General features: G+C 66.6%; 11 protein-coding genes. 2 read left to right on the forward strand and 9 right to left on the reverse strand.

Annotated features, from left to right (window positions below; all coding sequences use genetic code 11):
• Positions 1-1,118: threonine ammonia-lyase, biosynthetic (gene ilvA / locus HDG34_RS00005; protein ID WP_184056626.1), on the reverse strand; the 1,118-nt coding region annotated here is incomplete at its 3' end.
• A 101-nt stretch (positions 1,119-1,219) separates the two neighbouring features.
• Here ilvA and HDG34_RS00010 point away from each other — a divergent pair.
• Entirely contained in the window at positions 1,220-1,501 is a 282-nt protein-coding gene (locus HDG34_RS00010) for a hypothetical protein (protein ID WP_184056630.1), read from the forward strand.
• On the opposite strand, the gene HDG34_RS00015 is transcribed toward HDG34_RS00010, so the two are convergent.
• From HDG34_RS00015 to HDG34_RS00025, 3 genes are all read right to left on the reverse strand, one after another.
• Positions 1,473-2,738 (reverse strand): virulence factor family protein, encoded by a 1,266-nt coding sequence (locus HDG34_RS00015; RefSeq protein ID WP_184056632.1) that lies wholly within the window; start codon positions 2,736-2,738, stop codon positions 1,473-1,475. The genes HDG34_RS00010 and HDG34_RS00015 overlap by 29 nt on opposite strands.
• Entirely contained in the window at positions 2,735-5,326 is a 2,592-nt protein-coding gene (gene mprF, locus HDG34_RS00020) for a bifunctional lysylphosphatidylglycerol flippase/synthetase MprF (RefSeq protein ID WP_184056636.1), read from the reverse strand. The genes HDG34_RS00015 and mprF overlap by 4 nt, the downstream gene beginning before the upstream one ends.
• 448 nt (positions 5,327-5,774) lie before the next feature.
• Complete coding sequence (locus HDG34_RS00025; protein WP_184056639.1) at positions 5,775-5,918, reverse strand: hypothetical protein; 144 nt, start codon at positions 5,916-5,918, stop codon at positions 5,775-5,777.
• 228 nt (positions 5,919-6,146) lie between these two features.
• Here HDG34_RS00025 and HDG34_RS00030 point away from each other — a divergent pair, with 228 nt between their 5' ends.
• Positions 6,147-7,550: an MFS transporter gene (locus HDG34_RS00030; protein ID WP_184056642.1), complete on the forward strand. Its 1,404-nt coding sequence runs from the start codon at positions 6,147-6,149 to the stop codon at positions 7,548-7,550.
• A gap of 52 nt (positions 7,551-7,602) precedes the next feature.
• Here HDG34_RS00030 and HDG34_RS00035 read toward each other — a convergent pair whose 3' ends face one another.
• The 5 genes from HDG34_RS00035 to HDG34_RS00055 all read right to left on the reverse strand — a co-directional run bounded on the left by HDG34_RS00035 (position 7,603) and on the right by HDG34_RS00055 (position 12,776).
• Complete coding sequence (locus tag HDG34_RS00035; protein WP_090805813.1) at positions 7,603-8,097, reverse strand: DUF421 domain-containing protein; 495 nt, start codon at positions 8,095-8,097, stop codon at positions 7,603-7,605.
• A gap of 90 nt (positions 8,098-8,187) precedes the next feature.
• Complete coding sequence (locus tag HDG34_RS00040; protein ID WP_018417768.1) at positions 8,188-8,853, reverse strand: glycosyltransferase family 2 protein; 666 nt, start codon at positions 8,851-8,853, stop codon at positions 8,188-8,190.
• Positions 8,850-9,455: an SAM-dependent methyltransferase gene (locus HDG34_RS00045; protein WP_184056645.1), complete on the reverse strand. Its 606-nt coding sequence runs from the start codon at positions 9,453-9,455 to the stop codon at positions 8,850-8,852. Before HDG34_RS00045 ends, HDG34_RS00040 begins: the two co-directional genes overlap by 4 nt.
• A gap of 33 nt (positions 9,456-9,488) precedes the next feature.
• The gene (locus HDG34_RS00050; RefSeq protein WP_184056648.1) at positions 9,489-10,685 is read right to left on the reverse strand and encodes an acyl-CoA dehydrogenase family protein; all 1,197 of its coding nucleotides are present in this window, start codon (positions 10,683-10,685) and stop codon (positions 9,489-9,491) included.
• Positions 10,686-10,802: 117 nt separating this feature from the next.
• The gene (locus HDG34_RS00055) at positions 10,803-12,776 is read right to left on the reverse strand and encodes a PAS domain-containing sensor histidine kinase (protein WP_184056651.1); all 1,974 of its coding nucleotides are present in this window, start codon (positions 12,774-12,776) and stop codon (positions 10,803-10,805) included.
• Positions 12,777-12,938 lie beyond the last annotated feature (162 nt).

Raw genomic sequence — 12,938 nt, forward strand, 5'->3', positions numbered from 1 at the left:
ACGCTGCGCGTGCCGAGCAGCTCGCAGAAGCGCCTGAAGCTGCCGCGCTCTTCGGGGATCGTCACCGCGAAGACCGCTTCGCGCGCTTCGCCCACTTCCGCGCGTTCGGCGACGAAGCGCATGCGGTCGAAGTTCATGTTCGCGCCCGACGTGATCGCGATCAGCGTCTGGTTCTCGATGCCTTCCCGTTCGGCATACTGCTTGGCGCCGGCCACCGCGAGCGAGCCCGCCGGTTCGAGCACGCTGCGCGTGTCCTGGAACACGTCCTTGATCGCGGCGCACAGCGCATCGGTGTTCACGAGCAGCACTTCGTCCAGATATTCGCGGCACAGACGGAAGGTTTCTTCGCCGACGAGCTTCACCGCAGTGCCGTCGGAGAACAGGCCCACTTCGTTCAGCGTCACGCGCTCGCCCGCCTGCAACGACGCGGCCATCGCGCACGAATCGTCGGTCTGCACGCCGATCACCTTGATCTCGGGGCGTACCGATTTCACGTATGCGGCGACACCGGCCGCCAGACCGCCGCCGATCGGCACGAAGATCGCGTGAATCGGCCCTTGGTGCTGGCTGAGGATTTCCATCGCGACGGTGCCCTGGCCGGCGATCACGTAGGGGTCATCAAACGGATGCACGAAAGTCAGGCCGCGCTCTTCCTGCAGCTTGACCGCGTGACCATAGGCGTCGCTATATGACTCACCGAACTGCACGATCTCGACGGTCGGCCCGCCATGCGTGCGGATCGCGTCGACCTTGAGCTGCGGCGTCGTCACCGGCACGACGATGATCGCCTTCACGCCCATGCGTGCCGCCGATAACGCCACGCCCTGCGCATGATTGCCCGCCGACGCGGTGATCACGCCGCGACTGAGCGCCTCGGCCGGAATATGCGCCATCTTGTTGTATGCGCCGCGCAGCTTGAACGAGAACACCGGCTGGTTGTCCTCGCGCTTCAGATAGACCGGGTTGCGCAGCCGCGCCGACAGGTTCGGCGCGCGTTCGAGTTCGGTCTCGCGCGCCACGTCGTAGACGCGCGCGGTCAGGGTCTTTTTCAGGTAGTCGTGAGACGGCGCGACGCGCCCGGCCGCTGCGGCGGCCTGTTCGAGTTCGTTTAACAGCACGGCAAGCTCCTGGGTGGCAACATTCGATGCAACAACGCATCAACGGCGATCGACATCGAACGATAGCAATCGCGGCATGTTCGCCAGGAGGCAGGCAGAGAATGAACCTGAAAGCGGACATAAAAAAACCCGCCTCGTTTGGCGGGTTATGTGTGACTGCAAGTCGACGCGCGCTAACCCACCATTCGATGAATGATGCTAATAATCAGCGCAATACGGATGTCGAGGCAGTTCATGTCGGCGATCTTCGTCGACTCGGCAAGCTTTGTCAATCTCCGCGCAGTGCGGCAGTGCCACACAAGAAAAACGGGGCGCACCGGCAAGCGCGCCCCGCAGAGACGACCAACACCGACATCAATGGCGCACGCCGCTCTGCTTTTTGAACGCCGCGAGAATGCGTTGCTCGAGCGCGTTGTAATCGCGGCCAAAGTGATGATCGCCGGTCGTGCGGATGACTTCGACGCCGGTTTTGTCGAGCGCCGGACACAGCGTGTCGGTCTCGCTCTCGCCATAGAAGCATTGAACGATCGACGGCGGCACATGCGTCAACTCGGGGCGCACGTTCAGCGCCTTGTCGCTCGCGGGCATGCCGAGCCAGCCGCCGACGCGGATCTGGAAATCGGCGTCGGGCGCGAAGCCGAGCAGCGAAATCAGCGACACCTTATCGCGCTGCGCCTGCGGCAGACGGTTATACGCGAACGGCAGCACGTCCGCGCCGAACGAATAGCCGATCAGCGCGATATGCTGCGCGTGCCAGCGCTCGCCATAGGTTTGCATCACCCGCGCGAGATCGCGGCTCGTTTGCGCCGGCGGCTTCTCGCTCCAGAAATAACGCAGGCTGTCCCAGCCGACCACCGACACGCCATCTTTCTGCAGTGCCTGCGCGATCGTCTTGTCGAGATCGCGCCAGCCGCCATCGCCGGAAATCACGATCGCCATCAAGCCGTTCGGATGCGCGGCCGGCAATTCGATCAGCGGCAGGTCGGACACGTCGTCGGCACTGATCGAGACCGGCTGCAGATGCGGCGTCAGCAAGGCAACGAGACGCGCGCGATCGGCATTGCCCGTGCTCGCCTTTTCGACGAAGCCCGGCACCTTGTCGCGAATCACGGTCGGGTCGGGCGGACACGGTTCGAAGCGCGCGTCGAGCTTGTGATCGGCGTCGACCGACACCGCGCCCGCGATCGTATTGGACGGCGCCTGCTCGAGCACGTGCATCGCGAGCGTCGCGCCCTGTCCCGTACCCGCGACGATCGGCGCGAAGTAGCGGCTCGACTGCGATTGCCGTTCGAGCTGATGGCTGAGCGCCTCGGCATCGCCCACCAACTGATGACAGGTTTCCTTTTTCGCGGAAAGGTTGGCCGCGTAGTGCGCGGTATCGACGCCGACCGTCATCGCGCCCGCTTTCGCGAGCGCATCGGCGCTCTGCTGATCGGCTGCGCTCCAGCCGCTTGCCTGCGAATACAGCACGACGAAGCCGCGTAGCGGCCCCTCGGACTGCGTCACGCGCACGTCGCCATAGCGGCCGCCGGGCACGGTGGTGGTGGCCGCGTGCGCGAGCGCGCCGCAACTCAGAACGCTCGCCGCGACGGCGAGCCGGAACAACGGATGCAATGTCATGAACGCCGGCCTCCTGCCAGCAGCGACAGGTCCGCGAGCGTGAAGAACACGCCCGAACCGGATGCCGCGAGATAACGCGGCTCCCAGCGCGGCTGGAACTTGCTCTTGAAAGCACGCAGTCCGCGGAAGTTGTAGAAGCGACCGCCGAAGCGCCACACGATGCCGGCCAGCCGATGCCAGCGTGACGCGAGCGGCGTCGGCTGCACACCGGAGAGCGGCGCAATGCCGAGACTGAGCGAGCGGAAGCCCGCCTCTTTCAGATGCAGCGCGAGCTGCGTGAACAGATATTCCATCGCATACGGCGACGCGCTTTCGACGTGACGCATCACGCCGACGGTCGCCTCGGTATTCATATCGGTCGTCATGAAGGTCACGAATGCGACCGGCTCGCCGTTCTGGCGCACCAGCATCACCGACTGCGCGGCCAGGTATTCGTCATGGAAAGCCGCGACCGAGAAGCTCTTCTCGCGCGCGTCGCGGCTGTCGAGCCAACCGTCGGAAATGCCGCGCAGCGTTTCGAGCGAGGCCGGCACATGGGCCTGATCGATCACTTCGACGCTAAAGCCGTCGCGCTCGCCGCGCTTGAGCGCATAGCGCAGATGCGCGCGATGCGAGCCCTTCAGATCGAAGTCGTCGAGCACGACGTGGGCTTCCTCGCCGAGCTTCATCAGCGTGAGGCCAGCGTCGAGATACAGCGGCAGCGCATTCGCGCGCACCTGGTAGAACGCGGCGCGGCCGCCATGCGCATGCGCGAGCGCGACGAACTTGCTGATGAGACCCGCCCACTCTTCGCGCGGCCCCACCGGATCGTGCAACGCGGCCCACGTGCGGCCGTATTTCGCGTACATCAGGAACGCTTCGCGCGACTCCGAAAACAGGAAGCTCTTGTCGCCCATCAACGCGAGACCCGCATCGCTGCGTTCCTGCGCGCGCACGATGCGCGCGGCGTCGTGCAGATCTTCGGGCGCCGGCTTCACGAAGCGGCCCGGCGCCGGACGCAGCAATTGCCAGAACGAGAAGGTCGCGGCGAACACGCTCGCGGCGAGCGTCGCGCGCAGCGCGCGCGGCGCGCGCTCGTCGAACGCGAATTGCCACCACAGATCGCCCGTGTACGGCACGTCACGGAAAGCGAACAGCATGACCCACGTCGCGAGCATCAGCACCATCGCGACCGACACGAGCCAGCCGGCCGTGAAACGCTCCGCGAACAGCGACGAATGACGGTTGAAGCGCTTGCGCGTCGCGAGCAGCAGCACGATCAGCATGCCGAGCACACTGGCTTCGACGAACGCGAGACCCTTGGTCAGCGACAGCGCGAGGCTCAGCAACGCAAGCGCGAGCGTCATCCACCATGCCGCATCGAGCCGCCGCAGCAGGCCGCGCGCGACGAACAGCAGCAGTACGCCGAGCACGCTGCATAGCATCTGCGAGCTTTCGAGCACCCACAGCGGCACCAGGTCGCGCAGCATATGAATGCGCTGCCAGAACGCCGGCGTCGCGCTCGAAATGACCAGCATGCCGCCGACCACGAACGTGACGAGGCTCAGAAACAGCGGCGCGAGTTCCGACACGCGCTCCGCCTGCAACATCGACAGACGATTCTTCAGCGCGCGCCCTTCGAAGCCCGCGAGCAGCGCCGCGGAGACGATCAGCGGCACGCCGAAATAGATCGCGCGATACGCGAGCAGCGCGGCGACCATCTGATGCATCGGCACGCTGCCGCTCAGCGTGAACACCATCGCCGCTTCGAACACGCCGACGCCGCCGGGCGTATGGCCAATCAGGCCGAGCAGCATCGCGGCCGCGTAGACGGTGATGAAGCCGACGAAGCTCACGTTCGCATGCGGCAGCAACGCCCACAACGCGAGGCCCGCGGCGACCACGTCGAGCACCGCCAGCGCAACCTGCGCGAGCAGATCGCGGCGCGCGGGAATATCGAACGAGAGCCACTGCCAGCGCGTGCGGATCGGCCGGGTTTGCCGACGGCACGCGGCCGCGGCGAGCGCCAGCGCGAGCAGCAGCGCAGCGCCGCTCCAGCGCAGCGCGGCTGGCGACAGATGCAGCATCGGCGCGAGCTGGCCCGCCATGCAGACCATGCCCAGCGCGGTCATCAAGACGAGGGCGAGCGCGAGCGACACGCTCGTAAACACCGTCATGCGGCCGATCTGCGCGGGCGTGATGTTCGCGACGCCGTACACGCGCGCGCGCACCGCTCCGCCCGTCAGCGCGCCGAAACCGGTCGCATTGCCGAGCGCCGAACCGGCCGTCGCGCCGACCCACAGCGCCGCGCGCGGCACGCTCGCGCCGAGATAGCGCAGGCCGACCGCGTCGCGCCCGACCAACGCGACGTAGCTGAGCGCGGTCGCGCCGAGCGCACCGATCCACTCGCGCGCCGACAGCTGGCGCAGTTCGCGGATCACCGAACGGTAATTCACTGCCTCGGACAGATGCTGCAGCACGACCAGCAGCAACCCGCAAATGACGAGCGCGAGCACGGGCGATAGAAGGCCCCGGCTGCCAAGCGCTTTCGATGCACGGCCGAGCAGCGCCGGGAGGCGCTCGAAGCTGTGTTGAAGTCGGTGGAACATGGTCAATGCGGGCCTTGCGAGGAGCGGTCGCGGCGACGGGTCGTCACGCGCGGTATCGCCTGTGGCGGCGATTACAAAGTGATAACGGCAAAACGTGCAAAAGGTTGACAGCATTAGCAATTTTGCCGTCAGTTCACTTGCGCGTCGCGTGTCAAAAGCGCGCGATTGTAATGCTTCCTCGCGTGATGCGAGGCATCGGGCCGGCGCAACCGCGGCATCAAGATCACGGCTGGGCGTGCCGTCATCAGGAGCGGAAGCACGATATCAGGAAGGGAAACGGCGATGGCAGCCCGGAATTAGCTGACGGTGGGCGTCTATCTGGTGGGACTGGGGAGCCGACTCGCTGAACGTGCTCCGCTTGACGGGGCCACAAAGCACAATGCCCGCTACTCGAGCGGGCATTGACACGACAGCAGGGGCTTGCGGGGCCCGCGCGGGAAACTCGCGCTTAGTTCGGGCGACGGTACGCTTCGGCGATCACTGCGCAGTTCTGCAGATGCAGGTTCAGCGCATGCAGCGCCAGCGCGCGCAGCTTGCCGAAGAACGTGTTGGCAGCGGGGGTGGAACGGACGGCATTCGATGCGGTGTTCATGGCGACTCCTGATCAGGGTTTATACCTACGGAATAACCCGATTATAGCGATCTCGTGCCGCAGCGCAACAAAACAATATTTTTTGGCGACGTCGTGATGCCAACGTCGCGTACCGGCTACGGAAAATTCGTAAAGGGGCGGCATCGGTCGTGCAGGTATTAACAATCCGCACCGTACAGGTGCATAATGCCCCCTTTGCCTGCGACGCTTCGCCGCAGGCTCGCCGATATGACCGTCGCCCAGACCCAAAAAGCTCTGATTGCGCCTCTTATCGTCGCGTGCGCGATGTTCATGGAAAGCGTCGACGCCAACGTGATCGTCACCGCGCTGCCGGCCATGGCACGCGATTTCGGGCGCGATCCGGTGACGCTGAAGATCGCGGTGACAAGCTACGTGCTCGGGCTCGGCGTGTTCATCCCGGTATGCGGCTGGCTCGCCGACAAGTTCGGCGCGCGCACGGTATTTCGCACCGCGATCGGCGTCTTCGTGACGGGTTCGCTGTTGTGCGCCGCGTCGAACTCGCTTGCCACTTTCACGGTTGCGCGTTTCATCCAGGGCGTCGGCGGCGCGATGATGGTGCCCGTCGGGCGCATCATCATCTTTCGCGTGGTGGAGAAAGCCGACTTCATCCGCGCGATGAATTACCTGAGCGTGCCCGCAATGCTCGGCCCCGCCGCCGGTCCGCTGCTCGGTGGCTTCATCACCACGTATCTGCACTGGCGGCTGATCTTCTTCATCAACGTGCCGATCGGCATTCTCGGCATCTATCTCACCAATCGCTATATCGCCAATACGCGCGAGCCCGACCCCGGCCCGCTCGACTGGATCGGCTTCCTGCTGTCGGCGGCGGGCGCGGTGCTGCTGTTGCTCGGCTTGTCGCTGGTCGGCGGCGAACTGATTTCGAACACGGACGCGTTCGGCATGTGCGCGCTCGGCGCGGCGCTGCTCGCGATCTACGTCGCGTATGCGCAGCGCGTCGCACTGCCGCTTCTGGATTTGCGTTTTTTCAAGGTGCCGACTTTCCAGGCGAGCGTGCTCGGCGGCTCGCTATTTCGCATCGGTCTCGGCGCGTTGCCGTTCCTGCTGCCGCTGCTGCTGCAGGAAGGCCACGGCATGAGCGCGTTCCAATCGGGGCTGATCACCTGCGCGTCCGCGTTCGGCGGCATGTTCATGCGCACGATCGCCTCCACGGTGCTGCGCCGCTTCGGCTTTCGCCAGGTGCTCGTGTTCAACGCCGCGCTATCGGGCATTTCGATCGCCGCGTGCGGGCTGTTTTTCCCGCACACGCCGACGTGGATCATCTGGGTCGTCGTGTTGCTCGGCGGCTTCTTCCCCGCGTTGCAGTTCACGAGCCTCAATTCGCTGACCTACGCGGAGATCGCGAGCCGCGACGTCGGCCGCGCGACGAGCCTCGGCAGCGTCGTGCAGCAGATGTCGCTCGGCCTCGGCGTGACGGTCGGCGGCATCGTGCTGCAGATTTCGCGCGCGCTGCATGGGCATCCGAGCATCACCTGGTCGGATTTCTGGCCCGCGTTTCTCGTGGTCGGGCTATGCTCGTTCGCGTCGATTCCAGTCACGCTGCGCCTGCCGCGCGGCGCGGGCGCGGAGATTTCGCGAGGCGGGCGCGGCTGAGCCGGCTACCGTGTCCCCGCGCGAGCGCCCCGCTCTTCACGGGTTCGGGCGCTCACGCGCGCTTGCGAATCACGCTCACTTCGCCATTGCGTTCGAGAATCGCGGCGGCCACGTCGTCCATCGAGCGCGAGCCGGTTTTCTGCCGCACGCTTTCCTCGATGTCGGTGCGCGTGACGAGCGCCGCGTGCATTTCGTTCGCGTGGAACTTGCCGTCGCTGAACACCTCGCGCTCGGCGCCGCCCACCAGCAGCTCGAAGCGGCGCGAGCGTATGAACGACCACGCGAGCACCCGGTGACACACGACGATCGCGAACGACGCGACCACGGTCGCGATAAACGGCGACGCACCGACGATCGCGCGGCTCAGCGTCGCGCCGAGCAGAATCACGACGACCGAATCGAACGGCGAGCGCTGCCCGAATGAACGGCGCCCCGATACACGGATCAGCGCGAGCGCGATCACGAACACGGCGATCGAGCGCATACCCATCTGCAACGGATCGAGCTCCCTGCCTTGGCCGAATAGAACGAAAAACGCGTCCATCATGTTCGTCCTCCCCGCGGCGGATTGCCGTGCGAAATGTTCTGGTGTCCGGATAGTTGCGAGCGAGACGAGCCCGCGACGCATCGCCGTCGCTCAGGCCAGCGCGCCGTCCGTCGCCCATGAGATGAGCGTATCGCCGAAACCGCCGCGCACGCGGGCCACGGTGCGCGCGCTCGTGGTCACGCGCGGCGCGGCGCTCCACGCGATGCGCGCGCCAGTCGCGATCAGGCGATCGACGAGCGCGGCGTCCTCGCTGCACTTGAGCGGCGGAAAGCCGCCCGCGCGCCGATAGGCGTCGGCGGAAACGCCGAGATTCGCGCCGTGCACATGACGATGTCCGTCGGCGTCGACATACGTCTTGCGAAAATATTCGCGCACGCTGTGCGGATGCGCGCTCCAGTCGTCGACGGCGATCGAGCCGCACACCGCATCGGCGCCGAGCGCCAGTTGCGCGGCCAGCCAACCGGGCGACACGCGGCTGTCGGCATCGGTAAACGCCAGCCAGCGCGCGCCGTGCGCGAGCAGCAGCGACGCGCCGAGCGCCCGCGCGATCCCGACGTTGCGCGCCTTCAGCGTCAGCGTCTGCACGCCGTAAGCGCGCGCGATCGCTCCGCTGAAATCGCTGCAGGCGTCGAGCGCGACGACGATCCGCACCTCCTCGCCGGCGAGCGCTTCGTGTCGGGACGCTTCGAGCAAGGCCGCGAGGCACCGTGCGAGCAACGCCTCTTCGTTATGCGCCGGAACGATCACGCCGATCATAGAAGCCCCTCGCGCTGCGCGACCGAACGTGCGTCACGCGACCACACGTCGATCAGCAAGTCGGCTTCGTCGTGATGCGCGAGACGCGCGAGACCGCAGCGTGCATCGAATAGCGCGTGCGCATGGTCGGCGGATTCGCGCGCTTCGGCGAACGGCCGGCGCCAATGACAGGCGAGCAGCGTGCCGTCCGCCGTCAGCGACCCGGCGATCCGCGCGGCCAGCGTTTCGAGCTCGCCCGCGTCGAGGTAGTACGCGAACTCGCTGATCACGATCAGATCGAACGGCCCGTGCTCCGTCGGCCAGTCGCGCGGCACCCTGCGCTGCTCGATCCGCACGTTCGATGCGCCCGCCATGCGTTCACACGCAAGCTCGACGGCGCGCGCGTGCAGATCGGCAGCGAGCAGCGCGTCGCAGCGCGTCGCGAGCCCGGCCGTCAACTCGCCGTTCGCGCAGCCCGGTTCGAACGCGTTGCGATAGCGCGCCCGCGGCAGCAACGCGAGCGTCAGCGAACGCTTGCGGCGTTCGTACCAGCCTTCGCGCAAACGCCACGGATCGTCGCTGCGTCGGTAGAGTTCATCGAAGTACGGCGCCGTCGAGTTCATCTCAGCGATCCTCCCAAGGCAGGGGGAAAAAAGTCATGGCGTCCACGGCGCGAGTGTTTGCGAAGACGCCTGATGCGATGCCGGCGCGGCAGTCGTGTCAGCGGCCTCGACGAGCCGTTCGCCGAGCGCTGCGAGGTCGCGTTCCGCGTGGCTTTGCCGCAGAAACACCGGCAGGTCGGCGAGCGCCCGCGCGAAGCGCGCGTCGCGGCACAACGGGCCCGCGCCGAGCGCGCGTGTCGCGTGCTCGATCACGGCGCTCGCGGCCTGCTCGACGGCCAGACGCGCGCGCAACACGCGCGTCGCTGCATCGGCCGACGGCTGCGCGTCGATCCACGCGGCGGTTTCGCGCAGCAGCGCGGCGGCCGACTGCAAGGCGACATCGGTCGCACCGAGATGAGCGAGCCGATGCGCGTCCGCGTGCCGGGCGCACGCGTCGCGCAGCGTGCGCGCGATCTGCGCGGCCGCGCCGTACCAGCACGCGGCGATACCGGCGCCGCCATGCCAGAAGCCCGCGCGGCGCAGATACGCATGCGGCGCACCGACGAGCGTCGCCACGGTGTCTTTGAACGTGACATCCGCGCTCGCGGTCGCCTGCATGCCGACGGCCTGCCACTTCGATGTATCGATCGAGATCGAGCGCTGGTCCAGCGCGAGCGCCGCGAGCACGGGCTCATCGTCGCGCCATGCGCTCACGAGCGCATGGGTGAGCGCCTGCGCGCCGGAGCACCAGGCTTTGGTGCCGGACAGGCGCACCTGCGCGCCCTCGCCGGCAACGGTCTGGATTCCTTCGTCGATGGCGCGCACCCGCGCGTGCGGCGCTTCGGCGGCCCACACGCCCCAGCGGCTTGCCGCGGGCGGCAGCGGACCATTGAGCTCGGCGAGAATCGCAAGCGCATCGGTATGGCCTTCGAACAGTTTGACGAGGCCGAGGTCGCATGCGGCAACGGCGGCCAGCGCGCGCCAGCGCACCAGCGTCTCCCCATGCCCCGGCCATGGCAAGGTCGGCGCGCGATCGTAGCCGCGCTCGATCAGATCAGCGAGCAGTGCTCCGAGGGCAGCGGGATCGTTCGCATCGAAACGCGCGTCGCGCAGAAAATCGTCGAGCGAGATAGCAGGCTTGCCGGGCTGCGGCGCGCGGGCGCTCGCGCGTAGTGCGCGGCCACCGTGTTGATTTGAGACCTGCCGTGACTGGGCCTTGAAGCTAGCCGCGTGGTCGCGTATGTCGAGCATCGTGCCTCCCTGCACCGGTTCGATCCACGGCCCGCCGAGCGGCGGACCGGAATGTATGCAGAGTGGCAGCAAACACCGTGCCCCGGCTGGCGAGGCAGCCGCGCAGCGAAACAGCGGCTACGTCCCGCCACTTCCGCTCAGACGTCCATCCGCCTTCGCGAGCAACGCGTCGAGGACCGCCATCTCGACCGGCTTCACGAGGTGCGCATGGAAACCCGCGTGGCGAGTTCGATCGAGATCGCTCGCATGGCCGAAACCCGTCATCGCCGCGTACATCGTGCGCGACATCTCGGGCCGCGCGCGCATCGCCGCGAGCGTCGCATAGCCATCCATCTTCGGCATCGCGAGGTCGATCAGCGCGAGATGCGGCGAGAAGCGTGGCGAGATCTGCAGCGCCTGCTCGCCCTCGTAGGCGATACGCACCTCGTGGCCCTTCAGTTCGAGCAGCATCGCGAGGCTGTCGGCCGAATCGCGATTGTCGTCAACGAGGAGAATGCGCAGCGGCTGCACGTGGGGCGCGGCATCGATCGTGCCGCTCTCCGCGGTGTCGGACTGCGCGGAGGCGAGCGGCAGACTCAGCGTGAACGTGCTGCCGAGTCCCAGTCCTTCGCTGCTCGCGACGATGCTGCCACCATGCATTTCGACGAGCGACTTGCACAGCGTCAGGCCGATCCCAAGGCCGCCCTCGCCGAAACTTTGCCCTTCCTTCTCCTGCGCGAACAGTTCGAAGATCTTGTCGAGCGAGCGCACCGGAATGCCGCAGCCGGGGTCGCGCACTTCGAGCACCGCCATACGAAAGTCGACACGTCCCTGCATCTCGATCGCGCTGCCGTTCGGCGAAAACTTCGACGCGTTGTGCAGCAGGTTTTGCAGGACCTGCACGAGCCTCGTCATGTCGCCGCGAATCATCACGGGAGCGTCGGGTACATGCGCGACCACGCGCTGCTCGCGCGAGTCGGTGAACGGCCGCGCCGCTTCGATCGCGCGCGCGACGAGCTCGGCGAGATCGACGCGCGCAATACGCAGTTCGACCTTGTCGGACATGATGCGGCCGATATCGAGCAGATCGTCGACGAGTCGCGTCAGGTGCGTGACCTGGCGATCGATCAGATCGCGCGCCCGCGCGACCACCGGGCTCAGATCGGTTTCCATCTGCATCGTGCCGACCGCGTTGCGCACCGGCGCGAGCGGATTGCGCAGTTCGTGCGCGAGCGTCGCGAGAAATTCGCGCATGCGCTCCCCGGAGCGCTCCAGTTCCTCGCGCCGGCGCCGCTCGGTCAAATCGCGCGTGACCTTGGCGAAGCCGCGCAAGCGTCGCGATTCGTCATAGACGGCCGTGATGATCACGTTGGCCCAGAACGTCGAACCGTCCTTACGCATGCGCCAGCCTTCGTCTTCGACGGCGCCGATCTGCCGCGCGATCGCGAGCTCGCGCGCGGGCTTGCCGGCCGCGGCCTCCTCGGGCACATAGAACTGCGAGAAGTGCCGGCCGACGATTTCGTCGTGCGTATAGCCCTTGATGCGCGCGGCGCCCGAATTCCAGCTGACGACGAAGCCTTGCGGATCGAGCATGAAGATCGCGTAGTCCTTCACGCTATCGACGAGCAGACGGAAGCGCTCCTCGCTCTGGCGCAGCGCTTCGAGGTATTCGCGCTGCGCGGTCAGGTCGCGCGTGATCTTCGCGAAGCCCGTGACCGCGCCCTTCTCGTTGCGTATCGCGGTGATCACGACGTTCGCCCAGAACGTCGTGCCGTCCTTGCGCACGCGCCAGCCTTCATCTTCGAAACGGCCGGTCAGCGCAGCCTGTTCCAGTTCGTAGGTCGGCCAGCCGCGCGCGACGGCTTCCTCGGTATAGAAGCGCGAGAAATGCTGACCGACGATCTCGCTCTGCGCATAGCCCTTCAGCTTCTGGGCGCCGGCATTCCAGCTGACGATGTTGCCCTTCGCATCGAGCAGAAAGATCGCGTAGTCCGAAATCGCCTGCACGAGCGACAAATAATCGATGCCGACGGGCGCCGACGGCGCGGCCTCGGCCGGCACTCGAGCGCGCTCGGCGTAGTCGTGGGAAGAAGAAGCTTCGAGCTGGGTCATGGCGGACACGTCATTGGAACTTTCGTTTTAAGCAAGCCTCGCGCCTGGCCGGCGGCGAAGCCGTCGCGCAAGCGCTTGCGCGGTCCACGGAGGGGGCCGGGATGCGTCGCCAAGGGCGCTCGCGCGCCGGCTGTAAGGCGCCAAGCTTATAACGGCGAGCAC

This window comes from Paraburkholderia sp. HC6.4b (genome assembly GCF_014200875.1).
Taxonomy (GTDB): Bacteria; Pseudomonadota; Gammaproteobacteria; order Burkholderiales; family Burkholderiaceae; genus Paraburkholderia; species Paraburkholderia tuberum.

What these genes read in the sequence shown, in the direction of transcription:
- HDG34_RS00010 (WP_184056630.1), top strand. Translation starts at nt 1,220, where the DNA reads ATGAACCTGAAAGCGGACATAAAAAAACCCGCCTCGTTTGGCGGGTTA.
- HDG34_RS00030 (WP_184056642.1), top strand. Translation starts at nt 6,147, where the DNA reads ATGACCGTCGCCCAGACCCAAAAAGCTCTGATTGCGCCTCTTATCGTC.
- HDG34_RS00055 (WP_184056651.1), bottom strand. Translation starts at nt 12,776, where the DNA reads ATGACCCAGCTCGAAGCTTCTTCTTCCCACGACTACGCCGAGCGCGCT.
- HDG34_RS00050 (WP_184056648.1), bottom strand. Translation starts at nt 10,685, where the DNA reads ATGCTCGACATACGCGACCACGCGGCTAGCTTCAAGGCCCAGTCACGG.
- HDG34_RS00040 (WP_018417768.1), bottom strand. Translation starts at nt 8,853, where the DNA reads ATGATCGGCGTGATCGTTCCGGCGCATAACGAAGAGGCGTTGCTCGCA.
- HDG34_RS00045 (WP_184056645.1), bottom strand. Translation starts at nt 9,455, where the DNA reads ATGAACTCGACGGCGCCGTACTTCGATGAACTCTACCGACGCAGCGAC.
- HDG34_RS00035 (WP_090805813.1), bottom strand. Translation starts at nt 8,097, where the DNA reads ATGATGGACGCGTTTTTCGTTCTATTCGGCCAAGGCAGGGAGCTCGAT.
- HDG34_RS00015 (WP_184056632.1), bottom strand. Translation starts at nt 2,738, where the DNA reads ATGACATTGCATCCGTTGTTCCGGCTCGCCGTCGCGGCGAGCGTTCTG.
- HDG34_RS00025 (WP_184056639.1), bottom strand. Translation starts at nt 5,918, where the DNA reads ATGAACACCGCATCGAATGCCGTCCGTTCCACCCCCGCTGCCAACACG.
- mprF (WP_184056636.1), bottom strand. Translation starts at nt 5,326, where the DNA reads ATGTTCCACCGACTTCAACACAGCTTCGAGCGCCTCCCGGCGCTGCTC.